General features: G+C 53.5%; 23 protein-coding genes and 1 riboswitch. Of the genes, 19 read left to right on the top strand and 4 right to left on the bottom strand.

Going from position 1 to position 24,686, the window contains the following annotated elements:
* Window positions 1–28: 28 nt before the first annotated feature.
* From AC0YNW_RS00125 to AC0YNW_RS00160, 8 genes are read left to right on the top strand one after another with little or no spacing between them, the layout of a single operon-like run.
* Window positions 29–667, top strand: coding sequence for an acyltransferase (locus AC0YNW_RS00125; RefSeq protein ID WP_475830296.1), 639 nt, complete (start codon window positions 29–31; stop codon window positions 665–667).
* Window positions 664–1,929, top strand: coding sequence for a glycosyltransferase (locus AC0YNW_RS00130; RefSeq protein ID WP_475830297.1), 1,266 nt, complete (start codon window positions 664–666; stop codon window positions 1,927–1,929). Before AC0YNW_RS00125 ends, AC0YNW_RS00130 begins: the two co-directional genes overlap by 4 nt.
* On the top strand, window positions 1,889–2,941 hold the full coding sequence (locus tag AC0YNW_RS00135; protein ID WP_475830298.1) for a glycosyltransferase family 2 protein: 1,053 nt from the start codon (window positions 1,889–1,891) through the stop codon (window positions 2,939–2,941). Before AC0YNW_RS00130 ends, AC0YNW_RS00135 begins: the two co-directional genes overlap by 41 nt.
* A gap of 16 nt (window positions 2,942–2,957) precedes the next feature.
* Entirely contained in the window at window positions 2,958–4,115 is a 1,158-nt protein-coding gene (locus AC0YNW_RS00140; protein WP_475830299.1) for a polysaccharide pyruvyl transferase family protein, read from the top strand.
* 7 nt (window positions 4,116–4,122) lie between these two features.
* Window positions 4,123–5,319, top strand: a complete 1,197-nt coding sequence (locus AC0YNW_RS00145; RefSeq protein WP_475830300.1) for a glycosyltransferase — start codon at window positions 4,123–4,125, stop codon at window positions 5,317–5,319.
* Window positions 5,320–5,322: 3 nt separating this feature from the next.
* On the top strand, window positions 5,323–6,537 hold the full coding sequence (locus AC0YNW_RS00150; RefSeq protein ID WP_475830301.1) for a glycosyltransferase: 1,215 nt from the start codon (window positions 5,323–5,325) through the stop codon (window positions 6,535–6,537).
* Between the two features lie 4 nt (window positions 6,538–6,541).
* Window positions 6,542–7,780 carry a glycoside hydrolase family 88 protein gene (locus tag AC0YNW_RS00155; protein ID WP_475830302.1) on the top strand — a complete coding sequence of 413 codons (1,239 nt, stop codon included), beginning with the start codon at window positions 6,542–6,544 and terminating at the stop codon, window positions 7,778–7,780.
* Window positions 7,777–9,339, top strand: a complete 1,563-nt coding sequence (locus AC0YNW_RS00160; protein WP_387476368.1) for a lipopolysaccharide biosynthesis protein — start codon at window positions 7,777–7,779, stop codon at window positions 9,337–9,339. Before AC0YNW_RS00155 ends, AC0YNW_RS00160 begins: the two co-directional genes overlap by 4 nt.
* Window positions 9,340–9,382: 43 nt before the next feature.
* Here the strand turns inward: AC0YNW_RS00160 and AC0YNW_RS00165 are convergent, their stop codons facing one another.
* Window positions 9,383–12,445 carry a right-handed parallel beta-helix repeat-containing protein gene (locus AC0YNW_RS00165; RefSeq protein ID WP_475830303.1) on the bottom strand — a complete coding sequence of 1,021 codons (3,063 nt, stop codon included), beginning with the start codon at window positions 12,443–12,445 and terminating at the stop codon, window positions 9,383–9,385.
* A gap of 234 nt (window positions 12,446–12,679) precedes the next feature.
* On the opposite strand from AC0YNW_RS00165, the gene galE reads away from it, so the two are divergent.
* The 3 genes from galE to AC0YNW_RS00180 all read left to right on the top strand — a co-directional run bounded on the left by galE (window position 12,680) and on the right by AC0YNW_RS00180 (window position 15,203).
* Window positions 12,680–13,717 carry a UDP-glucose 4-epimerase GalE gene (galE, locus tag AC0YNW_RS00170; protein WP_387476364.1) on the top strand — a complete coding sequence of 346 codons (1,038 nt, stop codon included), beginning with the start codon at window positions 12,680–12,682 and terminating at the stop codon, window positions 13,715–13,717.
* Window positions 13,718–13,784: 67 nt separating this feature from the next.
* Window positions 13,785–14,843, top strand: a complete 1,059-nt coding sequence (locus AC0YNW_RS00175; RefSeq protein ID WP_475830304.1) for a glycosyltransferase family 2 protein — start codon at window positions 13,785–13,787, stop codon at window positions 14,841–14,843.
* A gap of 100 nt (window positions 14,844–14,943) precedes the next feature.
* A riboswitch (cyclic di-GMP riboswitch) is annotated at window positions 14,944–15,025 on the top strand.
* Between the two features lie 16 nt (window positions 15,026–15,041).
* Window positions 15,042–15,203, top strand: a complete 162-nt coding sequence (locus AC0YNW_RS00180; RefSeq protein ID WP_165867318.1) for a hypothetical protein — start codon at window positions 15,042–15,044, stop codon at window positions 15,201–15,203.
* Between the two features lie 12 nt (window positions 15,204–15,215).
* Here the strand turns inward: AC0YNW_RS00180 and AC0YNW_RS00185 are convergent, their stop codons facing one another.
* Entirely contained in the window at window positions 15,216–15,542 is a 327-nt protein-coding gene (locus AC0YNW_RS00185; RefSeq protein ID WP_387476359.1) for a helix-turn-helix domain-containing protein, read from the bottom strand.
* A 355-nt stretch (window positions 15,543–15,897) separates the two neighbouring features.
* Between AC0YNW_RS00185 and AC0YNW_RS00190 the strand changes: the two genes are divergently transcribed.
* From AC0YNW_RS00190 to AC0YNW_RS00220, 7 genes are all read left to right on the top strand, one after another.
* Window positions 15,898–17,838 carry an asparagine synthase-related protein gene (locus AC0YNW_RS00190; RefSeq protein WP_475830305.1) on the top strand — a complete coding sequence of 647 codons (1,941 nt, stop codon included), beginning with the start codon at window positions 15,898–15,900 and terminating at the stop codon, window positions 17,836–17,838.
* Window positions 17,839–17,851: 13 nt separating this feature from the next.
* Entirely contained in the window at window positions 17,852–17,998 is a 147-nt protein-coding gene (locus tag AC0YNW_RS00195) for a paeninodin family lasso peptide (protein ID WP_387476355.1), read from the top strand.
* 80 nt (window positions 17,999–18,078) lie between these two features.
* Window positions 18,079–19,020: an aldolase gene (locus tag AC0YNW_RS00200; RefSeq protein ID WP_475830306.1), complete on the top strand. Its 942-nt coding sequence runs from the start codon at window positions 18,079–18,081 to the stop codon at window positions 19,018–19,020.
* Entirely contained in the window at window positions 19,010–19,330 is a 321-nt protein-coding gene (locus AC0YNW_RS00205) for a lasso peptide biosynthesis PqqD family chaperone (protein ID WP_387476351.1), read from the top strand. The genes AC0YNW_RS00200 and AC0YNW_RS00205 overlap by 11 nt, the downstream gene beginning before the upstream one ends.
* A 13-nt stretch (window positions 19,331–19,343) precedes the next feature.
* The gene (locus tag AC0YNW_RS00210; RefSeq protein ID WP_387476349.1) at window positions 19,344–19,826 is read left to right on the top strand and encodes a lasso peptide biosynthesis B2 protein; all 483 of its coding nucleotides are present in this window, start codon (window positions 19,344–19,346) and stop codon (window positions 19,824–19,826) included.
* Window positions 19,823–21,631, top strand: coding sequence for an ABC transporter ATP-binding protein (locus AC0YNW_RS00215; protein WP_475830307.1), 1,809 nt, complete (start codon window positions 19,823–19,825; stop codon window positions 21,629–21,631). Before AC0YNW_RS00210 ends, AC0YNW_RS00215 begins: the two co-directional genes overlap by 4 nt.
* Before the next feature lie 61 nt (window positions 21,632–21,692).
* Window positions 21,693–22,478, top strand: coding sequence for a metallophosphoesterase (locus tag AC0YNW_RS00220; RefSeq protein WP_475830308.1), 786 nt, complete (start codon window positions 21,693–21,695; stop codon window positions 22,476–22,478).
* A gap of 177 nt (window positions 22,479–22,655) precedes the next feature.
* Here AC0YNW_RS00220 and AC0YNW_RS00225 read toward each other — a convergent pair whose 3' ends face one another.
* Together AC0YNW_RS00225 and AC0YNW_RS00230 are read right to left on the bottom strand one after the other, a co-directional pair.
* Window positions 22,656–22,931: a hypothetical protein gene (locus AC0YNW_RS00225; protein ID WP_475830309.1), complete on the bottom strand. Its 276-nt coding sequence runs from the start codon at window positions 22,929–22,931 to the stop codon at window positions 22,656–22,658.
* A 50-nt stretch (window positions 22,932–22,981) separates the two neighbouring features.
* Window positions 22,982–23,278: a DUF3055 domain-containing protein gene (locus tag AC0YNW_RS00230; protein ID WP_475830310.1), complete on the bottom strand. Its 297-nt coding sequence runs from the start codon at window positions 23,276–23,278 to the stop codon at window positions 22,982–22,984.
* Between the two features lie 261 nt (window positions 23,279–23,539).
* Between AC0YNW_RS00230 and AC0YNW_RS00235 the strand changes: the two genes are divergently transcribed.
* Window positions 23,540–24,547, top strand: a complete 1,008-nt coding sequence (locus AC0YNW_RS00235) for an HRDC domain-containing protein (protein ID WP_475830311.1) — start codon at window positions 23,540–23,542, stop codon at window positions 24,545–24,547.
* The last annotated feature ends 139 nt before the right edge of the window (window positions 24,548–24,686 follow it).

Genomic DNA, 24,686 nt, shown 5'->3' on the forward strand with positions numbered 1-24,686 from the left:
GCCAGGCGCGCTGGAGGGGAGCATAAATATGGGAACATGGGTCAAAGCGCTGCAAACGATCGGCACCCAATATCGATCCAGAGGCATAACCAGCTTCATGGCGATGAATCGTGTGCAGTTTTTTGCATGGCTGAGAGGGCTGCTGGCGCGGTTGTTCAGTTTCGGCAAGATCAAAAGCACGATCTTCTTCATGCAAGCGAACAGCACCATCGAGCTGCTAGGCAAGCGGTCGCGGATGCGCATCGGTAAATATGTATTCATTCGCAAAAATGCCAGCATTCGCATTGACCACGAAGGCGAGCTGGAGCTGGGCGATTATGTGTTCATTAACGACAATTGCAATATGAATTGCGTCAACCGGATATCCATCGGCGCTTACACGAAGATTGCTCCCAATGTATGCATCAACGATCATGACCATAATTACAAGCATACGGGGGATGAGCATCTTCTGATTGGTCAGGTGTCGATTGGGAAGCATGTGTGGATCGGATCGAATGTGGTCATTTTGCGGGACACCACGATTGAAGACCATGCGGTTATAGCGGCAGGAAGTGTCGTGAAGGGTCATGTGCCCGCCCATACTTTATTTGCGAATAAGCGGGAGAAACGACTGATTCCGATCGATCCCGAATCGGCTTCGCTCGCCGCCAAGGAGTCCCTATGAAGAAGCGTATTCTCATCTCGGTATACGACATGGAGATCGGGGGCATCGAGCGAAGTCTCATTAATATGCTGGAGCACTTCGATTACGAGCGGTATGAGGTAGACCTGCTTGTATTCTCCCACCAAGGCGATCTGCTGGAGCAATTGCCGCCCGCTGTTCAGCTCCTTCCAGAGAAGAGCAGCTACACGGTATTCCGCAAGCCGATGAAGCAATGCTTGAAGGAAGGCCGGATCGCCAGCGTGGCTGTGCGCCTCTTGGTGAAGCTGATCGCCGATGCCAAGGCTAGACGGCTCAAGCTGTCGGAGGGCTCGGGGTATATCCAATTGCAGTTGGTGTCGAAATATATGTCGTCGCTGCTGCCTTCAATCGACAAGCGCTATGATGCGGCCATCAGCTACGCCTGGCCCCATGACTTTATGCTGAAGAGGGTCAAGGCAGATAAGAAGCTGGCCTGGATTCATACGGACTACACCAAGCTCCAGATCGACAATACGGTCGATGAAGCGATGTGGGCCCGGTATGACGGCATCGCCTCGATATCGGAGGCTTGTACGGAAGCCTTCCTTAGCCAGTATCCGGCTTTGTCCGGCAAGATGTTTCTGGTCGAGAATATCGCCTCTCCGGCCTATATTCGCAGCAAGGCGCTGGAAGAGGAGGCAGAGGGCATGGATAACGACAGCTTCAACATCGTATCGGTAGGCAGGCTGTCTTATGTAAAAGGCTTTGATATGGCGATTGAAGCGGTCCGGCTGCTGGATTCCAGAGGTTTCCATAAAGTGAAGTGGCATATCGTCGGCTTCGGCGGAACTGAAGGGGAGCTGCGGGCGAAGATCGCGGAGTACGGGCTCCAAGAGCGGGTTATTTTGCATGGGAAGAAGCAGAATCCTTATCCCTATATGAAAGCCTGCGACCTCTATGTACAGCCTTCCCGTTATGAAGGCAAAGCCGTGACGGTAACGGAGGCGCAAATTGTGGGCAAACCCGTCCTCATTACCAATTACCCGACTTCGGGCAGCCAGGTGTGCGACGGCATGGATGGAATCATCTGCGACGCAAATGCAGAATCAATTGCTGATGCCATTGAACGTTTGTACCGGGATACTCCGCTAAGAGAACGCTTGATAGCGGCGGTCGAAGGAATGGATTACGGAAATGCCGGCGAGCTTGCCAAGCTGTACAACTGGATTGAAGGAGCAGCGCCAGAGCGGGAGGAGGAGAACCATGCATACAAGCAGCGTGTCGGCAGGACGGCCCAAGGTTAGTGTCATTATTCCGGTCTATAATGCAGAGGCCTATCTGCCGGCTTGCATCGATTCTCTTCTTGCACAGACGCTTGCCAATTGCGAATTTATATTTGTCGATGACGGCTCCCGCGATAGAAGCGCCGAAATATTAGAGCGTTATCGTGAGCGGGATCAGCGAATCGTCGTCATTCAGCAAGCCAATGCGGGCGTAAGCGCAGCGCGCAATGCGGGACTGGCGGCAGCAAGGGGCGAGTTCGTCGGCTTCGTCGATGCGGATGATTGGGCGGCTCCTGAGCTGTTTGGCACGCTGTATGCCGCTGTAGCGGATGGCGATGTCGTCTACTCCGGCTACATGAGATCAGCAGACGGCAAGGAGTCGGTCATTCACGGCCCGTTCTTGACTGGCGTACGGATGGACCAGGCCTACCTGCGGGAATGGGTATTGCCGGTATTCGTAGAATCCGACAGCTGCAATTCCGTATGCAATAAGCTGTACCGGAAGGAAATCATCGACACTTACGGCTTGTCGTTCCCTCAGTCTGTCGCGCTGGGCGAAGACGGCCTTTTCAACATGCGTTTTCTTTGCTACGCCAGAGGAGGCATCTGCCTCGATTACGCCGGCTACTACTACCGGGAGACAGAGGGGAGCGCCACAAGACGGACGGAGTCGGTTGATTATTTCGCCCGCACCCTTGAGGTCTATCAATCGGAATTGCCGGACGATGTGACGGCTGCGCTCGACAAGGAGAAGCTGGAGCCGCTTAAGCTGAATAAATTCGTCAGGTCGGCGATTTCCATTATTCATGCTTATTATTCCGCGTCAACGCCGGTTAGCTTTAGTCAAAAATACCGCTACGTCCGCACGCTGCTTAATCAATGGCTGCTGCGCGAGGCGCTGGAGCGCTACAAGGGGCTGAATGAGGAGCGGATGGGAAGATACGAGCGGGTTCTGATCCGGCTTATGCTGCTCCGTTCGCCGCTTGGCTTATATTGCATTACCGCTTATAGCAATGCCCGAAATAAAGGATAAAGGAAGGTACTTCATCATGAAGATTATGATGTACGGCCATGGAGGAAGCATGAATCGCGGCTGCGAAGCGATCGTCCGCTCATCGGCTTCCATTATTAAAGAGGGGATCGGCGGCGCGCAGGTGTATCTGCTGTCCGACAACCCGCATACCGATCAATCCATTACGAAGCTGGACGATGTATACGACGGCTCGCCCTCTCCGCTGCGCAAGTACTCCTATGACTGGCTGGTCTCTTCAGTCAGAAACAAGCTGTTCCAGGACGAATCCTATGCGCTGGGGAAGATCCATGACAATATCATCAGGCATATCGACCATATGGATGTCTGCTTGTCGATCGGGGGAGACAATTATTGCTACGGCGAGCAGCCGGGCTGGTATGAGGTGAACCGCAGAGTGAAGCGCCAAGGGAAGAAGCTTGTTCTGTGGGGCTGCTCCATCGGCGAGGAAGACATGTCGCCGGCGAAGCTCCAGGATCTCGCCGGCTATGATCTGATTCTCGCCCGCGAGACGCTGACGTACGAGATGCTGAAGGCGAAAGGGCTGACGAATGTCAGGCTGGTGGCGGACCCGGCGTTCACGATGGAGAAGGAAGAGCTGGCGCTCCCTGAAGGCTGGCAGGAAGGCAATACTGTAGGGCTGAACTTCAGTCCGCTCGTCTGGAAGAGGAATCAAGAGTCCAAAGCCGCTGTTCACGAGCTGATCCGGCATATGCTGGATTCGACCGACATGACGATCGCTCTGACGCCTCATGTGATGCAGGAGGGCAACAACGACTATGAGGTGCTGCAGGCGTACTACGAGCAATACAAGCATACCGGCCGTGTGCTGCTGCTGCCGGATCATCTGAACGCGATTCAGTATAAAGGATACATTGCGAGAATGCGGTTTTTTATCGGCGCACGGACTCATGCGACCATCGCCGCGTACTCCAACACGGTTCCGACGGTGGTGCTGGGCTACAGCGTTAAGTCCAAAGGCATCGCCAAGGACTTGTTCGGCGAGGAGAAGCTGGTGCTCGGCATACAGGACATATCAAGCGGCGATAAGCTGAAGGGCGCCTTCGACGAGATGGTACGGGATGAGGCGGCGCTGAGGGACGCGCTGCGCGGGTCCGTCCCCCGTCTTCAGCAGTTGTCGCATCGGGCTGTCCAATACTTGGCCGAATTGGCGTGAGGTGACTATGAAGAAGAAGCTGCTGTTTGTGATGCCGAGCCTAGCTGCGGGCGGCGGGGAGAAGAGCCTTGTCACGATGCTCTCGCATATCGATTTCGACCGGTATGAGGTCGATCTGTTTCTGTTCAACCGGGAGGGCATCTTCCTGGATGCGCTGCCGAAGGAAGTGAGATTGCTGGAGTCGCAGTCGTTGTTCGATGCGTTCACGCTGCCTCTCTTCCGCTCGTTGAGGACGTTATGGGCATCCGGCCATATCGGCCTGGCCTATAGCCGCCTGCGTTATACGCTGCGGAACAAACACCGTAGCGGCAGCTCTGTTACCGAGCAGCATAGCTGGAAGTACATGGCCCGGTCGCTCGATACGCTGGAGCAGAAATATGATGTGGCGATTGGTTTTCTGGAGAAGTCTTCGACCTACTTCTGCGTGGATAAAGTGAGAGCGGACAAACGAATCGGCTGGATTCATATCGATTACGACAAGCTGGAGATGGACCCCAAATTCGATAAGCCGTATTTCGGGAAGCTGGATCATATCATTACCGTGTCCGAGGAGTGCGAGGACATCCTGAAACGCCGGTTCCCGGAATATGACCGAAAGATCAGCACGATCTACAATATCGTGTCGCCGACCATTATCCATCGTCTGGGCGAGCAGCAAGCCGGCGAAGTATATGGACGGCGGGCGGGCGAGACCATTCTGCTGACGATCGGGAGGCTTCATGCGCAGAAGGGCCTGCCGCTTGCGGTAGAGGCTTGCGCGAGGCTCGTGGCGAACGGGTACAATATCCGCTGGTTTATTATCGGGGAAGGGGAGGAGCGGGAAGTGCTGCAGGAGCTCATCCGGAAGCATGGTATGGAGGAGCGGTTCATCCTGCTTGGCCTCCGGGCCAATCCGTATCCCTATACCCGCCAATGCGATATTTATGTCCAGCCTTCCCGATTCGAAGGCAAGTCCATCGCGATTGACGAGGCCAAAATTATGTATAAGCCGATCGTCGTTACGAATTTTACGACGGCGAAGGACCAGATCCGTGACGGTGCCAACGGGCTGATCGCATCGATGGACCCTGAAGGCGTCGCCACGGCGATTGCCCGGCTGATCGACGAGCCAGAGCTAGCGGGGCGTCTTGCGAAGACGCTGTCGGAGGAGAAGCTGGGAACGGAAGAAGAAATTCATAAGCTCTATAAGCTGGTAGGAGGCTGATTCATGAAGCCGAAATTGCTGTTCGTCATGAATCACCTGGACTGTGGCGGCGCGGAGAAAGCGCTCGTCTCGCTATTGCAGGTGATCGACTATAACCGGTTTGAGGTGGACCTGCTCTTGTTCAAGCGCGAAGGCATGTTCCTCGGGCATGTCCCGAAGCAGGTGAAGCTTCTGCAGCCGCCCGCGGATTATCATTATTACGATATGCCGATCCGCTCCGCAATAGTGAAGTGTATTCGGAGAGGGGCCTTCCGCTCGGTGCTGCCTCGTTTATATCTGGGTCTCGTCATGCGCACTGAGGACAATGCGGCCAGAAGAGAGCAGCTGGCTTGGCGGCATATTGTCCGTACGTTCAAGCAGTTGGAGGATCAATACGATGCCGCGATCGGTTTTCTGGAGAAGACGCCGATCTATTATGTGATCGATAAAGTAAAGGCCCGGCGCAAAATCGGCTGGATTCATACCAACTATGCCAATATGGGCATGGACCGGCGGCTGGATGAACCGTACTTTCAAGTGCTCGATCATATCGTGACCGTGTCGGAGGAATGCGGCAGTTCCGTGAAGGATATGTTCGGAGAGCTTGAAGCCAAGGTGAAGGTCATTCATAATGTCGTGTCTCCCGCCATCATTCGCAGGCTTGCCCAAGAAGAGCTTCCCGCCGAACGGGGCAACGCCGTTCGCTTGCTGACGATTGCAAGGCTGCATCATGTCAAGGGGATCGATCTTGCCATCGAAGCGGCGAGGCTGCTGAGGGACATGGGCGTAGCTGTGGACTGGACGGTGCTCGGCGAGGGTAGCAAGGAAGAACGAGAGTCGCTTACGTCGCTGATCGAGCGTTATGGCCTTCAGGAGCATGTGCGGCTGCTGGGTGCTGTAGACAATCCCTATCCTTATTTGAAGCTGGCTGATATTGTCGTCCAGCCGTCGCGGTATGAAGGGAAATCCATTGCGATCGACGAGGCAAAAATTATGGGGAAGCCGATCGTCGCCACCGCCTTCACGACGGTAGCGGACCAGATCGAGCATGGCAGCAACGGGCTTGTGGTAGAGATCAAGCCTCAGGCGATCGCCGATGGGATTAGACGGCTGATCGAGCAACCGGAGCTGCGGGAAGCTTTTGCCGCCAGACTGGCGGAGGAAGCTTTGGGAACGGAGAATGAAGTACGCAAGCTGTATGAGCTCGTACATGATGGAGAATGGTTGGAGGCGAACTGAACATATGGAGCTCCTATCGGCAGGTTGGATCCTTGCCTTTATATTGATTGTTAGTATAGCGGCTCTGTCGCTTCACGACCTGGTTCCGCTGCTTGGCACCTGGCTGAGGCGCATTCATATCGGCAGGCATGATCAGCATGCGCTCTGGCATTCGGCTGTTGCAGCCAGAGGGGCCAAATGGCTGAACCGGACGCCAGTTGCGAAGGTGACCGATCAGACAAGGCTGACGGTGATTGAGCGGTTGAACGGCCGGTATTCGGCTTCGGCGCTGCAGGATTGGCAGCGGGCTTCGTTGCTGCTCGGACTCTCGGAGCTGCCGGAGGAAAGCGGAGTAAAGCACGAGATGGAGCGCTTCCTCTCTGCGACCTTCACCGACAAGGGGGATTGGCGGAATGCGCCACGCCATGTCGACTCTGCCATCCTCGCATATGCCGTCATGAAAATTCCCGGAATACAAGCAGACCGGTACCGGCCGGCCCTCGACGCTATCCGGCGGCTCATCGAGGATCATGTGGGCGAGGACGGAACGGTTCGCTACCGGAATGCGATGCGCGAATACCGCTACGTGGATACGATCGGCTTCATCTGTCCGTTCCTTATCGCTTATGGGATGAAGTTCGGAGATACGACCAGCCTTGAGCTGGCGATGAAGCAAATACGGGCATTTGTAAAGTTCGGTTTTCATGAAGGTCTGGGTATTCCTGCTCATGCCTATGATATCGGCAGTGAAGCGCCGCTTGGGCTTATCGGATGGGGACGGGGGCTGGGCTGGTTTGCGATCGGACTGATCGATATGTGGAGCGAATTGCCGAGCAATCATGTGTATAAGCGCGAGCTGAGGCATGTCGTAAAGGCATTCGCCGAAGCAGTCATGAAGCTGCAGCAGCCGGGCGGCAGCTGGAGCTGGACGGTCACGCGGAAGGAGAGCCGGCCGGACTCCTCTGCGACGGTGACGCTTGCCTGGTTCCTCATCAAGGCGGCGGAGCTGGAGGAGTTGTCCGCTCCCGCCATGAAGTGCGTGGAGAAGGCGATGCATTATTTGCGGGGCGTGACGCGAAAGGACGGAGCCGTAGAATTTTCCCAAGGCGATACGAAGGATATTGGGGTGTATTCTACGTTATTCGGCATCTTGCCGTTCACGCAAGGCTTTGCGATTCGGCTCGGCCAGCGATACGGGCAGGCCATAGATGGAGGGTCGGAGCTGCGCATGGCTGTAGGTCAGCGTGAATGGAGCAAGCCATGAGAGTCAAAAGCAGCTTTTTGAACATCTCGGCAGGCTTGTTGAATCAGCTCATTATTACGATTCTGAGCTTCGTGTCGAGAACCGTCTTTATTAATAGCCTCGGCATCGAATATTTGGGCGTTAATGCGTTGTTTACGAGTGTGCTGGCCATGCTTTCCCTGGCGGAAGCGGGTATCGGCTCCAGCATCATCTATAATCTGTACAAACCGGTGGCGGAGCGAAACAGGCTTAAGGTGCTGGCGCTTATGAAGCTCTACCGCAATACGTACCGGGTCATCGCAGTCATCGTACTGCTGCTGGGGCTTAGCGTGATGCCTTTCCTGGACATCATCGTGCAGGATGCCGATGTCAAGCATCTGGAATGGGTCTACCTCATATTTCTGCTGAATACAGCCGTGCCTTATTTATTCGTCTACAAGCATTCGTATCTGAACGTGAACCAAAAAAACTATATTGTCACCATCGTGTTTTCGATATCGGCAATTGTGTCAACCAGCATCCGCATCGCCATTTTGTACTACACGGAAAATTACTTGCTGTATTTGGCGGTGGACAGCATCATCACGATAGCAACATCGATTATCCTGGCACGTATCGTGGACAAAAAATATCCATTCCTCCGCTTCGGCAAAGCCGACATCCTGGACCCGGAGACGAGAGCGAACTTCATGAAAAATATGAAGGCCATATTTATGCAAAATGTGGGCAACTACTTTATTTTCGGCATCGAAAGCATTCTGATCTCGACCTTTGTCAGCATCATTGCCGTCGGCATCTATGCCAACTACAAAATGCTGTTCGACATAAGCCGGACCTTTCTGAATCAGGTGTTCGCCGGCATGAACCACAGCGTGGGCAATATGGTGGCCGTCGAATCCGCCGCCAAAATCTTCGATGTCTACAAAGTCATGCTGCTGCTCAGCTTCTGGCTCTATTCGCTGTTGTCGATCGGGATGTTCTTGCTCGTCCAGCCGCTTATCCTGCTGTGGCTAGGACCGGACTTTGGCATGAGCGGGCTCATCTTGGCGGTGCTCGTCATCATGTTCTATGAGCGCGGCATGCGCAATACGATTACTTCGGTGAAGACGACAGCAGGGATCTTCCACGAGGACCGGTTTGCGCCGCTTATTCAGGCCGCCATTAATTTGGGACTGTCCCTATGGCTCGTCCAGCAGATCGGACTTGTCGGCGTATTCGTAGGCGGACTGTTAAGCGCGTTGCTTGTGCCCTTCTGGACCACACCGTATTTGGTATACAAAAAAGTATTCAAGCGTTCCGTCTTTCATTATTACAGGACGTACCTGTTCTACACGTTGCTGGGCTTGGGCGCTCTAGCAGCCTCTTATGCAGTAAGCAGCCTGCTTCCTGCACATTCTCTGCTGGCCTTTCTCGCCAAAGGTGTGATCGTGCTTATTGTAGTTAATCTGCTCTATCTGCTCGTGTTTTTCAAAACGCCGGAGTTTGCTTATCTGGCCCGTATCGCGGCATCATTCGCATCCAAGTTTAATCCGTTCAAGCGTCTTCTTCCATCACGGCTGCTGCGTACGGAGGAAAAATAAAGGCCATTCGCCCTGGGTGCTCCCGCCGAATGGCCTTTTTTGATTATGGGGCAATTAAGCCGTAAGGCTTGAAGACGGCAAGCGGTCCGACTCTTTGCCAGGTGACGCTTCCGTCGGCTACGGTAGCTCCGGTGGCGGATGGCCATGCCGGCACTGCCGCGCCGGTTGTGCCGGAGGTGACTGCCTCGTACACATAGCCCCCCGACTGAATCCGGTCGCCTTTGGTTTTGCCTGTAGCTGCCGACCAGGCCAGGGTAGCTGCGTAGCCTTCTGTTAGGCATATCCAGCCTGCATACCCGCCTGCTACGGGTGCGGCGTTGCCGTACAGATCGCCGCGGAACCAGTATCCGTGGCCGGGAGGGCTGACCCCTTCGATGTCGGGATCGTAATTGAGATAGATCGCGCCTTCAGGTACCGGCAAATTGATTTGCGTATAAATGTTGCGGATGTTGCCGAAGGTTCTGACCGCTTTTTTGTTCGTTGGATTGTAATATTGCAGGTTCAGCCGTCCCGTGCCGGTATAGCTAATTGTTGAACGCTTCAGATAGACGCTAGTGGTGCCGGTCACATTGAAGTTGTTTGTCAGGAAATAAGCGAAGCCGCTATTGGCGATTCCAATTCGAGAGTCGGCAACCTCGATCCAGCCGTAGCCGGTATTGAATTCACTCTGGAAGAGATAAGTGGCCGTACGGATGATAAAGTCGCATTGCTCAAGTCGCATTATGGGAGATTCGCCAGGCGTGTTAATGTTCCCGATCTTTAGAATCGAATCTGTCAGCTTGCAGGAGTGGAATTGAGCTGTCCGCTGCTTCATGCCGAATATATGATTGTTCAGCAGGCTGTTTCTGAATTTGCAATCCCGGAACGTGACGCTCTCTGCTGCTGTTGTCTGGTAACGCGTCTCGATGCGCACATTGACGTTCGTCATGATCGTCCCGATGACCTCGTAGGCGCGCAGGTACAATTCCCGCTGGATCGTTACGCCCTCGAAGGAGCAGCTCTCGATCCGGTTCGCGACAACAAACGGTGTGCCCGAGAAGTTTTCGGTCCAGATGAAGTGATTCTCACGGCAGATGAAGCGGTCATCGTCGGGCAAGGAGAAGTTGGCGGAATCGATCAGCGTGTTGTTGCGGAAGTTCACATCGTAGCCCGTGCCCGCCATGCTCGTGTTGCTGATGCTAACCAGCGTATTGTTTTCGATATTGACATGCGCGTTGGGGAGATGGGCAGTCATCAGGCCGATGCCGGACTGGCAGCGATGCAGGAAGTTTTCCCGTACGTTCGCCACTTGCAGCGAATACAGGTTAATCCCGATGCCGGACAGATTGTACAGATGATTGTTGTGGACCTCGACCGACCAGCATCCAACCAGAATGCCGTGGTACAGGTTGTAGAATACATTGTTGCGGATGACGCAATTTTCCCCGTAGGAATCCTCCTGATTAATGCCATAACGGGTCGGATCATTGAAGACGGGCTTGCGGTCGAGAAGCCCCGTTCCGTCGCGAATGATATTGTTCTGAATCGTGTTGTAGTTGCCGCCGAGCGTAATGCCGCCTCTATGCGTATTGTAGACTTCGTTGTATTCGATCAGGTTATGATGGGGAGTCAATCCGAACTTCAGCGTAATTTGCATGTTTTTAGTCGTGGAAGTTTCGTTGTTGAAGATAAATCGGAAGGTTCGGGCGCCGGGGGGAATGGAGATGGGTGTGTAAATTTTTTTGGCGTCATAGCGGCCAAGGTAGGTATTATTGGCACCGTAATAGGCGACGTCAACTTCCTTCGTATTCAAGGCGGTCTGGCGGGTATAGCCGGCCCCGGCAACGAGGAAGCTGTCATAGCCTGCTGGAACGTTGATGGGCTGCGACACAAGCGTCTTGCCGTTCGCCTGGATTAGAGCGCCAGTCTGGCGATGCACTTCATTGACCGTAAGCCCCAAAGCAAATTCGGCATAATCGTAGAAGGATACGCTGTCGATGGAGATGCCGTCTCCCATATAGCTGCTAATGACGCTGTTGCGGACGGAGCAGAAGGAGGAGCCTTTTGTAAGATGAATGCCGTAGGTGCCCTCATGCGCTGCTTCGGCTGCATTCGTGAAGCTGCGGTCTGCCTTGTCGCCTATGAGAATCAGATTTTTGATATGGGAATCGGTGACCCCCGGGAGCTGAATGCTCATGCCGCTTTGGACGGGGAATTGATAATAAGCCGTCGTACCTGTGCGCGTATCGAATGGCGATTTGCGGTCGGAATCATAGAGCACCTTGAGGGTCGAGCCTTCAAAATCGATCGTCATATGGCTTTGGGCAATCGTTATGCTCTTGGGGAAGCAAATGGCGTATTCGTTCTTCGGGACAAATAGATAACGATACCCGTTGTCGTATGCCCATGCGATGGCATTGTTAAAGCCGTCGATATTTTTATCGGCCATGAAGTAATGCTGATCGGTATAGGGCTTCGATGGAAGCCCGGGCGTTATGCCCCATCTCGCAAGCTCGATCAGATAGGCTGCGGCTTCGCCTCCTCCTGAGCCTGAGCCGGGCGGCCCTTGCGGTCCTGTAGGCCCGGTATCGCCCTTTGGTCCGGCAGCGCCAGCGGGACCGGGAAGTCCTTGCGGACCGACCGGTCCTTGTGGTCCTGCTTGACCCGCTGGCCCTGCCGGACCTTGAGCGCCTGTTGCGCCAGTCGCACCTTGCAGTCCCACAGTTCCTTGAGCGCCAGTAGCTCCGGTCGCACCTTGCAGCCCGGCGGGGCCTTGTGCGCCAGTCGCGCCAGTCGTGCCTTGCAGCCCAGCCGGCCCTTGAGCGCCAGTCGCGCCAGTTGCGCCTTGCAGCCCGGCGGGTCCTTGAGCGCCAGTCGCGCCAGTTGCACCTTGCATCCCGGCGGGCCCCTGAGCGCCAGTCGCGCCAGTTGCACCTTGCACTCCGGGTGGTCCCTGCGGTCCCGTGGGGCCGGGCGTTTGGCCGATGTTGTCGGGAATGGCGGACGCCTTGATTTGTCCGGTATCAGGATCGATAATCGCATCCAGCCTGGACTGGATGGCTGAATCGTCGTATATCAGAAAGGACTGTCCGTTCACATCGATGTAACCGTTATTATTTGAAGCCATACAATCTACTCTCCTCTCTCAAAATGAATAAAGACGGTTCACTGATATTCATATGATAGACGGGTGAAGATGGTATGTGCGTTTTATAGAATATGCTTCTGCCTGTCGTCGGCAATTCTGGACGAAATCGCAATCTTTTGTTCGTTATTAGAGACAAAATGGTATTGTTCTGCTACAATGTTCTTTATAAAGAACGAAAATGTTCTCATTAGAAAATTGCGGAGGAGATGGAACATGGCCATTCTTGTTACGGGCGGAGCCGGATACATCGGCAGTCATACCTGTGTGGAGCTGCTTCATGCCGGTTATGACATTGTTGTTGTGGATAATTTATCGAACAGCCATCCGGAGGCGCTCAAGAGAGTATCGGAGATTACGAACAAAACATTCCCTTCCTACTTTATCGATTTGCTCGATCGCGATTCGCTGGATCATGTGTTCAAAGAGCACGGCATCGAGGCGGTTATCCATTTTGCGGGTCTGAAGGCGGTTGGGGAGTCCGTGCAGCAGCCGCTCAGGTATTATCATTCCAATCTCATGAGCACGACGACGCTGTGCGAGGTGATGGAGGACAACGGTGTGCGCAAGCTCATCTTCAGCTCTTCGGCTACCGTGTACGGTGTGCCGGAGAGCGTGCCGATTGATGAGGGGGCTCCCGTCGGCGCCATTAATCCATACGGGCGGACCAAGCAGATGATCGAGCAGATGCTTATGGATCTGGCGCAATCGAATGCCAACTGGAGCGTAGCCATACTGCGCTATTTCAATCCCGTTGGCGCGCATGAGAGCGGTCGGATCGGAGAGGACCCCAGCGGCATTCCGAACAATCTCATGCCCTACATTGCCCAGGTTGCGGTAGGCCGTCTGTCCGAGGTGTCCGTCTATGGCAGTGATTACGAGACGATAGACGGCACGGGTGTTCGTGACTATATTCATGTCGTGGATTTGGCCATCGGCCATCTGAAGGCGCTGGGCAGAATCGAACGGACTGCAGGCATTCACACCTATAATCTCGGTACTGGCAGAGGGTACAGCGTGCTGGAGATGATTGAGGCGTTCAAACGCGCTTCCGGGCAAACGATTCCGTATCGGATCGCCGCCAGAAGGCCGGGCGATATCGGGATTTGCTATGCGGAAGCGTCGAAAGCGGGGCAGGAGCTGGGCTGGGAAGCCGCCAGAGGAATCGATGAGATGTGCCTTGACGCCTGGCGCTGGCAATCGATGAATCCAAGAGGGTACCGCGCGCCGGAGCCTGTCGCTCAGCGGCTGTAGGCCGTAACCGGCACAGGGTTCTTATCCTCGTGACCATTTATAATCTACCATCGGCGAGGTGCTGCTTGTGAGCAAGATTGATATCGTAGTGCCCGTCTATAATGCCGGTCTGAAGCTGCATGCTTGCATCCGCTCGATCCGGCTGCAGTCCTACCCCAATTGGAGACTGCTGCTGGTTGACGACGGTTCAAGCGATGGCAGCGATGCGTTGTGCAAGCAATATACCGAACGCGATAGCCGAATCTCCTATGTCCGGCAGTCTCATTCCGGCAGCATATCCGCTCGCAGGCTGGGGCTGGAGCTGTCCGATGCCCCATATATTCTGTATATGGATGCAGACGACTGGGCCGACAAGCGGCTGCTGGAGAAGCTGGTAGGGGCGGCTCTTGCCGATGACGCGGACATTACGGTATGCAATATGTATAAAGTCATGAATGATTCAGCATGGCCCAGACGGAGCAACGGCAGCCGCTACTTCAAGCAAAAGAGGAGGTATGAGACTGACGAGATCCGCAGCGAGCTCGTACCTGCTTTTCTGCACGGCCATCCCTTCCCGCCGCAGCTGCACGGCAAGCTCTACAAGCGGGAGCTTCTGCTGTCCAGCGGGCATTATGTATCGCGGATTCGTTTTTTTGGCGATGATCTTTTTCTGAATCTGGAGATGTTTTTGAAGGCGCGGTCGGTTCAGATTATCCCCGATGTCCTTTACTATTACCGTGCAGGCGGAGCTACGAGCCGCTATATGCCGCATCTGTTCCATGATATGGTGAACGGATTTCTCATTCAGAAGGAAGTGGTGGAATCTCATTACCGGCACCAGATCCAATTCCACTACTTTGGAATCAGAGTCATGCTGCTAAATACGCTCCGCACTTGTCTGCGCAATCTGTCTTCGGGACGATTGCCGGAGCGGGAGCAGTTGTCCGCGATCCGCGAATATTGCTCTCATCCGGCTGTTCTGGAGTGCGCCAGGGACGAGGCGGCGGCGGCTTATTTCCCCCTTCGCTACATTCGTGCCATTCAAAACGGGGACGCCGCTTATTTATCCAGATTGGGGAAAAGGGACTACCAGATCAGCCTGCCAAAGAAATTTGTGATGTATGCGATTGCAAAAATATCATTCTAATTATTTCGACAAATTGAGAAATAATCTCTCAAATTATGGAGACATGAACCGACAGCATGTGCATTTGAGTTAGGATAATATACATCTTGTGGAATCAATATGGAAAAAGGGAGACGTTGAAATGCGTTTAGTATCTGGGCACCTTAAGCGCATGGAGTCAGTGGTGCAACCGGCCCCGACGAATGGGGGATATAAAGGATGAGACGAGTAATATCGGACAACCAGCAGGAACTGGACGCGGAGTGGGTAGAGCTCATGATATGCGCGCGCGAAAAGGGACTCACAACCGAAGAAGTGAGCAAGGTTCTGCGTATCCTTCAAGAGGAAGGGCAATCCATTATACAGGAGAGCGCTGTATAACGATATACAGCGCTATTCACGACCTGATTTCCATTTATTAAATTCGAGAAACTCTTTGAATTGTTCTTTGCTTACCCCGGAATTCATCGCTTCTCTTACTAAATCTTCCCAATCCCGATCCAGCCCGGCTGGGCGTTCCGATTGGTCGTTATTTACAAATTCCTCGACCGGCACGTTTAATACCTCGCCTATTTTCTCAAGAAACTGTATGGAAGGGTTTTGCTGAAGACCACGTTCAATGGAGCTCAAATACGATTTTGCAACCCCTGCGCGCTGCGAGAGCTCAGTTAACGAAAGGCCCTTCCGTTTGCGAAGCATCTGAATGCGTTGTCCGATCATAGCAAACTCCTCCGTTAATGCTTATATGCATTTTTTTTTATTATAGCGAAATATAGTGATTAACGAAAGTGATTATGTTCCATTTGCCGTACATAAAAGATATTGCATAACAGAATAAGATCTGTTCATTCAATATTTTCCATTGAAGTGAAAGCTTTCTATTGTTTTTAATAACGAACAAAAAGATTGCGAAATGAACCAAAAAAGGGCGAAAAATACGGTTGACACCCGAATGATTTGAGGATAATATGAGATTGTGTTCTTAATAAAGAACTTAGTTCTGTCGGCTGACGGGATGAGTTTATAGAAAAATTGTTCGTTAAAATGAACGAAACTGACCGGTTCGGAGGCAGACATGAGCGCGATTGCGGGAGTACACGGAGATATCGGAAGGGTTCGGCTGCGAGAAGAGGGCAGTCGCATGCTGCAGGCATGGGACAATCAGACTGCGGATGATGTCCTGGCTTGGGAAGACCGGCTTACATACTTGGGCGCGCACAATCACTGGATCACTCCGGAATCGGTCGGCGTACCTAATCCGTTCTGCGACCGGGAACGCCGATTAGCCGTTGTTGCTGACGCGATTATCGACAATCGCGAGGAGCTGTTCGACAATCTTGGCGTACATCGGCGGGACAGAGCCTCTATAAGCGATCAGGAACTGATTCTGTTGACTTATGAGAAATGGGGGACAGGGACCGCTGCCCGGCTGGTAGGCGACTTTTCGTTCGTGCTTCGGGACGATCGCAACGGCAGGCTGTATGGGGCGCGGGATTTCTCCGGCGGAAGAATGCTCTACTACAGCTGGGACGGGATAGCGTTCCGCTTCTGCTCTATGATGGAGCCGCTGCTGAAGCTGCCTGCGGGAACCCGAACCATCAACGAGCGGTGGCTTGCGCAATATTTGGCTATCTCGACCGTGGTGGATGCCGCGAGCGCTGACCAGACGGTATACGAGGACATTCGACAAATCCCGCCTGCCCATTACTTTGTGCTGGAGGATGGCAAGCTCACTTTGTCCCGGTATTGCAGGTTGGAATCGCCTGGCATGCTGAAGCTGAAGTCCGACGGTGAATATGTAGAGGCTTTCCGCGACGTATTCCAGCAGGCAGTCGACGCCAGAGTGCGCACTGCCGGGGGGGTCGGGGCGCAGCTCAGCGGCGGACTGGATTCCGGAGCCGTCGTAAGCTTTGCCGCCAGACGGCTTCGCGAAGAGAATCGGACGCTTCAAACGTTCAGTTATGTGCCGGTCCACGACTTTGTGGATTACACGTCCAAGTGGTATATGCCCAATGAGAGACCCTATATCGAGAAGACGGTCACGCATATCGGGGGTATCCAGTCCCATTGCCTCGATTTTGAAGGACTTGATCCCTATTCGGATATCGACGACATGTTGAATGTAATGGAAATGCCATATAAATTTTATAGCAATTCGTATTGGCTGAAGGGCATCTTCAAGGAAGCGAGCGACCGTAACATCGGAGTGCTTCTTAATGGAGGCAGAGGGAACCTGTCCATTTCGTGGGGGGACGCGATTCCTTATTATGCCCGGCTGCTAAAGCGAATGAGGTGGATCAAGCTGATGGGCGAGCTTCGGTCTCGCAGCTATAAGATCGGCTCGGGACGAGGGCATCTCTTGTCACTCGTCAGCAAAGAAGCGTTCCCCTTCCTGAGAGGAAAGAACGGAGAGCTTGCCGAGAGTCCGTATCATGCGCTCATCAATCCCGAATTTGCCGCAAGGACCCGGGTGTATGAGCAATTACGCGAATACGGAATCGACGACTCCGGCTGGCTGGCCTCGGGTGATACGTACAAGGACAAGAAGAACCACTTCCGTGAGCTGTTCCATTGGAATGCCAGCAATACGCTTGCGGCCAAGCTTTCCCATCGCTATAAGCTGTGGAAACGCGATCCAACCAATGATCTGCGAGTCATTCGCTTCTGCCTGTCTTTGCCAGAGGATCAATATGTGAGGCAAGGGATGTCGCGTGCGTTAGTCAGGCGTGCGACGGAGAAGCTGCTGCCCGATTCGATCCGGCTGAACGAGACCGTACGCGGTGTGCAGGGAGCGGATTGGCTTCATCGGATGCTGCCGGATTGGACATCGTTCTATCAGGAGCTTCAGCAGATCGGCCGCGATGACCGAATGCTTGAGATCGTGGATGGACGAGTCGTAGAGAGTGTGCTTGCCCGTCTGAAGAATGGAGTCCAATCCGCAGATGCGTATGGACGGGATGTCAACGCCGCCATGTACTTAATGATTCTGTATCGGTTTCTTCGGAAATCGGCTTGAAAGGAGGTGACGAATGATGATGGCAAAAAAAGAATGGAATAAGCCGGAATTGGAAGTTCTTCAAGTTCAAATGACGGAGGCTTCGACGCACAACGGTCCTTTTACTGATGAAGCTTATAACCCTGGCAACAACAGTGAGTTCCCGCGGTTTTCAAGCTAATGTCGGAAATGGCGACTGGGCAAGCTCTTATACGGTTCTGTATAAGAGCTTGTTGATTCCGTTTGTGGGGTGAACAAAACATGTTGGATACGAAAGTGAAACTGCAATATAGAGCCTTCGGCTTATCCGTCCACAGCGACATGGTGCTGCCTGAGCTTTCGGAGCTGAATAGCCTCAGCGCTTCGGCGGATGTCGTGGTGAAGGTAGATCCCTTCCTGAAAAACGGGTTTGATGCGAAACCCTATCATTTTGTGGCCGAGGACCATACGGTGACGGTCAAAATGCCTGATGCTGGCGTCTTCCGCGTGCAGGATGGCGACAAGATCATTGTCTCGCCTTATGCGGGTGCGGATGAGGATTTAATCCGCCTTTATGTGCTTGGCACTTGCTTCGGTATCGTGCTGTTGCAGCGGGGCATCTATCCGCTTCATGGCAGCGCGCTTGCCATTCATGGAAAGGCGTATGCTATCGTCGGCAAGTCCGGCGCCGGCAAGTCGACGCTCGCTTCCGCGCTGATTGCAAAGGGTTACCGGCTGCTGAGCGATGACGTCATCGCCGTGTCGATCGATCCGCTTACGGGACAGCCGACTGTAGCGCCGTCTTATCCCCAGCAGAAGCTATGGCAGAACAGTCTGGAGGCGATGGGGCAGAATTATGAAGCGCTGCGCTCGATCTTCGGCAGGGAGACCAAATATTGCGTTCCGCTGACCGATAACTTCGAGTCCACTTCGTTGCCGCTCGGCGGTGTCTTCGAACTGACGAAGAATGCGGAGCATAACGGCATTGCGGTGGAGCCCGCCGGCAAGCTGGAGAGGCTGCCTCTATTGTTCCAGCATACATACCGGTATCAGCTGATCGAGCGTATGAATGTGATGAAGTGGCACTTTGAGCAATCGGCGGCACTGGCCTCAAGGCTGAATATATACCGGCTGCGCCGTGGCGAATCCGCGTTCACTGCGCCTCAATTAGCCGATCTTGTCTTGAATACGATATCGACGGAGGGAACAGTCCATGGTTTATAAAGGGGAATTAATGAGCCAGCCGGAACACCAGGCCTTCTCGCTGGATTTGCTTGCTGTGCAGAACAAAAACAATATTGCCAGCGACATGAACGGGGAGAAGGTGCTTCTAAGCATCGACAACGGCAAGTATTACAATTTGGGCGCCATCGGCGGGCGCATCTGGGATATGATGGCGTATCCGGAGACGATCGGTTCCATCGTCAATACATTGATGGACGAATACGAGATTGACCGGACGACATGCGAGGAGCAAGTATTCTCGTTCCTGACGCATCTCTCTGAGGAACGGCTTGTCCAGTTCGGCATTTAAGGCTGGTGTACCGATGTCGATCGCGAGAAAGCTGAAGCTGCTGTTGTCTTATGATAGGCGCACCATCGCGCTGCTTGTCGAAGCAACCTGTTATATGGGTTGGGCCCGGTACCAACTGCTGCACCGTCCTTTCGCGGGTTTGGCCGCCCGGCTGGGAGAGCCGATGAAGGAGACGGATTATGAAGAGACGGAAGCGCATCGTAAGGACCTGGCTCGTGTCCGGCATGCGCTTAACTTGATGAGCGAGCATACCTTCTGGGAGAGCAAGTGTCTCGTACGTGCCGTTGCCGGGATGAAAATGCTGGAGAGGCGCGGGATCGAAAGCACACTGTATCTGGGGACCGCCAAAAATGAACAAGGCAGCATGATTGCGCATGCCTGGCTCCGCAGCGGCCCGTGGTATATTACCGGGGCGGAAGAGATGAAGTCATTTACTGTCACAGGCAAGTTTGCCCGAACGATGGCATTCGAGGGCCGGAAAGCGATGAATGTATGAAGCAGCTGCTGTATTTTGCAGGCCAGCTCCACAGGTACGCGGGAAAGATCCTTTATGTCAATCTTTTCGGAATGCTGTTGATCGGATTGCTGGATGGCGCGGCAGTCCTATTGCTGTTGCCGCTGATCGGCATTATCGGCATTATCCCGTCCGCGACGGCAATCATTCCGGGTATTGGCTTTCTGTCCTTCCTGCAAGAGATGCCGGTCACCTGGTCACTGACTATTATTTTATGTTTCTATATCGCATTGGTAGCGGCCCAGAGCTTGCTCCAGCGTAATTTATCCCTGCGGGAAGTACGCATACATACAGGTTTTATCAATCATGTGCGGCTGGAGACTTACCGGCTGCTGCTGCAAGCGAATTGGACATTTTTTGTACGGAAACGAAAATCGGATTTAATCAATGCATTGACAGGTGAGCTGGGAAGGGTAACGAATGGCGCCTTCTTGTTCCTGCAGATGATCGCCTCTGTTGCGTTCACACTGATACAGATTGGGCTGGCCTTGTGGCTGTCCTGGCCGTTAACGCTGTTCATATTAGGCTGCGGCCTGTTGATCGGATGGCTGTCGCGGCGCTATATCCGCAAATCCAAACAACTGGGAGCCGTCTCTGTTGACTTGGCTCAAAGCTATTTGGCGGGCATATCCGATCACTTCAACGGCATGAAAGAGATCAAAAGCAACTCGCTCGAGCAATCCCGTTATCGCTGGCTGCAAGACTGGTCGGCGAAGATCGAGCGCGAACGATACGAATTCACCAAGGTGCGAAACAATTCGCAGCTGTTCTATAAATGGGCTTCGGCCGTCATGATCGCGGTATTTATCTTTGCGGCGGTGACGCTGTTCGATACGCAGGGTGGACAGATGCTGCTGATCACGCTGCTGTTTGCCAGATTATGGCCCAGATTTACCGGCATTCAATCCAATCTGGAGCAGCTGGCTTCCTCGATCCCTGCCTTCAGAGCTTTAATGGAGCTTCAACTGGAATGCAAGGCGGAGCGAGAGCGGGGCGGATTGCTAACAGGAGCGTTCGAGGAGAAGCTGCTTCCGCTGCCTATGAATGAAGCGCTGGAGCTGAGGGATATTTTCTTCCGCTATGACCGCAGCAGCCCGGACTATACGCTGCATGATGTCAACCTGCGCATTCCTGTGAACGGGATGACGGCTATTGTCGGCAAGTCGGGTGCTGGCAAAAGCACCATTGTCGATATGCTGCTGGGATTGATCGAGCCGGAGCGGGGAATCGTGGCTGTGGACGGCAAGCCGCTTCAACCGGAAGGGGTGATGAGGCTTCGCAGGTCCATCAGCTACGTACCGCAGGATTCCTTCTTGTACCATGCCAGTATCCGCGACAATTTATTGTCAATCGATCCGGACGCGACCGAGAAAGAGATGTGGGAGGCCATGGAATTCTCGTCGGCGATCGAATTTGTGCGGGAGCTTCCCCAAGGGCTGGATACGATCATTGGCGACCGGGGTGTTCTGCTCTCCGGCGGAGAGCGGCAGCGGCTGGTACTGGCGCGGGCCATCCTGCGCAAGCCCTCGATCCTGATCCTTGATGAAGCGACGAGCGCGCTGGACAGTCTGAACGAATCCAAAATCCAGCAAGCGCTGGAGCGGCTGAGAGGGAAGCTGACGATGATCGTCATTGCCCACCGCTATACCACGATTCAAGATGCGGATCATGTTATCGTGGTCGACGATGGCCGGATCGTGCAGGCAGGAGAGTTCCAGACGCTCGCAGAGGAGCAGGGGGGCATGTTCCGCAGCCTGCTCGGCAGCAAGCAGCCGGTGGCAATGTAGCCTCAATTTCTCTATACTAAATCTTATATTCCTATAAGATGAGGGGAGAGGAGCGCCGCCATTGGACCTGCTGCTGGAATTGCTCGCTGTCGCTGCGGCTGTGGCCGCTTTGCTCTATATTGCATTAATCGTTCCTACCCGTTGGCTTAAGATTGAGCAGGTGCGGCATCCGCTTGGCATCGGCGCCCGTATCTTGCAGATTAGCGATTTGCATGTGGATATGCTCCGTGTATCCTCCGGCAAGCTGCAAGAGGCGATTCAGAGAACCAAGCCGGACTATATTTTTCTAACAGGCGACTATACGTACAAGGAAAGTTGTTTGCCGGAGCTGGACCGCTATATTAGAATGATTGCCGAGGAAGGTGTACCCGTCTATTCGGTGCTTGGCAACCACGATTATAACTTCCCAGGTGTGCAGAGAATAATCGATGTGATGGAGCGTTACGGCGTAACGGTGCTGCGCAATGAATCGAGGGAGCTTGCTGATTTCATCCTCGTGGGCATCGATAACTACGGAACCGGCCATAGCCGGATACAAGAAGCGTATCGGGATGTGGACGGCAACAACGGCATGAAGCCGGTCATCGTCATCACTCATGACCCCAATATTGTGCCTGTCCTGCGCAGGCCCTTTGACTATCTCATGTCCGGTCATCTGCACGGGAAGCAGATGAACATCCCGTTTTTCTTTTCCTTTGTACAGAAGGGGCCGCTGCCGGCCAAAGGCATCTACAAGGGACTGCATCACAGCCCGAGCGGGACCTATTATATTTCCAAAGGGATCGGGCAAGCGGGCATAAACGCGCGTTTTATGGTCAGAAGCGAGATTACGCTTCATGAGATATGAAGGGGCTGTCCCAAAAGTCATTTTATGATTTTTTAGCCCCCGCTATAGACAGGATTTCAAGCAATAAAGAAGCCTTCAAACCCACTTAGCGGTGGTTTTGAAGGCTTTTTCGTTCAACGTTTGGGACTGGCTTATCCGTTGCTACCCTCTTGGGACAGCCCCTTTGTATCGATAGGGCTATGGTTCGTCCTGCACTTCCGGAATCGTTGCGTTATCGTCTTCGCCTGGATATTGGCGAGGAAGTCCGGCGTGAAGCTCTTGGTTCTCGTATCCAAATCGCGGCGAGGAGCGCTGATCTACGCTCCATGGCGTGCTTTTGCCCAGTGATTCACTGATCAAATCCGAGCCGTAAGGCCCTTCCGGGAATTCCTCAAGAGCAAGGTCGTTCTGACGGGAAGTGACCGTAGCCAGATCCTCGTATGCGTCACGCTGTTCCGAATCAAACCGATCCAATGTCAATTCCTCCTGTTCAGCAGTTGTCTGCCATCCTAGGGTTGCCGAAATTAATCGGTAAAATTCACCGTGCCGACGACGAAGTAAAGAAATTGGGCCAACTCGCCGGCTTCTTCTTCAGTCAGCTTGAACGTATGCTCCAGATAGCCTTCCTGTTCCAGATCATCCGGTCCGATGATAGCCGTCTTGCCGGACTGCAGATCCGTAATGAGCTTCTTGCCGTAGAAGCGGTTCGTCGTCGTCACAGCCAGATCGAAACGCTTCATGCTTGGCGTAATAAAGGTTGTGAATCTCGTAGTCGTGTCTTCCGTCGTATCGGACATAAAGTCGTATTGAGGCAGTTCCATCGTGATAACCTCCGCATCGGTTTTGAGAACATTATACCTGAATACAGAGTAAAAGATAAGGAAATAGCATCATCGGAATTACAGGATATGCTTGCCTGTTGTTCCGTATTATGTTAGTATAATGGCAATCGAATCATGGACGTGTGAGGAAGCACCTCTTCTGCCTTTGCGGAAGGGGTGCTTTTATTTGTCGGCATATCTGAAGTGGGGGCGTTCGTTCTTGCATTCGCCAATTTCTATGACGAAAGGTGAGAAGAAGCTATGCACATCGTATTTTTGAACACGTTTGAGAAGCCGGCGGAGGGAGGCCGAATCGAGTCGGCCCAGCTGTCCATATGCGAGGAGGGAGGGCGTTATTCGGTACTCTGGCTGGAAGCTGGTGCCGATGAAGAGGGAGAGAAGGAGCCGCTTCGCTGGTTCGAGGGGATATCGTGGGAGGAGATGCTGACCGCTTTCCGGTATGGCGTAGCGAGAATGATGGGAGCGGGCTATGCCCCGATTATGGATGGCATGCTGGATAGCGGACGCGCCTCCGGCGGCAGCCTGCCATCCATGCTGCAATGCTATGGAGAGCTGAATGCCGATGAAGTGCTGTTCCAAGCGCTGAGAGAGTGGCGTCGCAAGACCGCCGCTGCAGAGAAGCGCTCCGCGTATTTGGTAGCAACGAACCGGATGCTGTGGATGATCAGCGCGTTTGTCCCGCAGACGCTGGACGAGCTGAAGCAAATTCCGGGCTGGGGCAAGAGCAAGCAGGAGGCCTATGGCGATGCCATTATCGGCCTTACCTCAGGCATGGCGCGGGAAACGTCATTTCCCTTGGATTGGGTGCAGGAGAAGCTAGATGCAGAGCACTACACGGCTTGGCTATATAAGCAAAAGGAAATCAAGTTTAAGGGCATCATGGACCGCCAGCAAGAGAAGCGGAGGATATTGGCCGTTCTGCAGCAAGCGGGCGGGCTTGACCAATTACAGACCGAGCTGAAGCTGCCGCGCAGGGAGCTTCTCTTGCGAATCGAATTGCTGGAGCAGGAAGGTTATGACGTTGACGCTCTTATTGAGCGTGAGCTAAGCGTAGTTCCAGAGGAGGAGAGGGAGCAGATTCTGGAGGCAATGGCGTCCCTCGGAGACCGGTACCTGAAGCCTGTACTCCAGCATGTGTATGGGGATGAGGCAGCCGCTCAGCCCGGCCAGCCGGTTGAAATCCTATACGAAAGACTTAGGCTAATTAGAATGCATTACCGGAAAACGAGCCAAGACAAAGCCGTTTAGACTAGAATACGGCCTTATTTTTTTGTAGGTCTTAAGATCGATATGCGTTTCTAGTAGTATACTTGTCCTATTATTTCAAGTATAATAGTGGCAAAATAGACAAATTGCGAATTTTGTCGAAAAAGGAGCGCATCCTCTT

The organism is Paenibacillus sp. J31R120 (assembly GCF_056269225.1).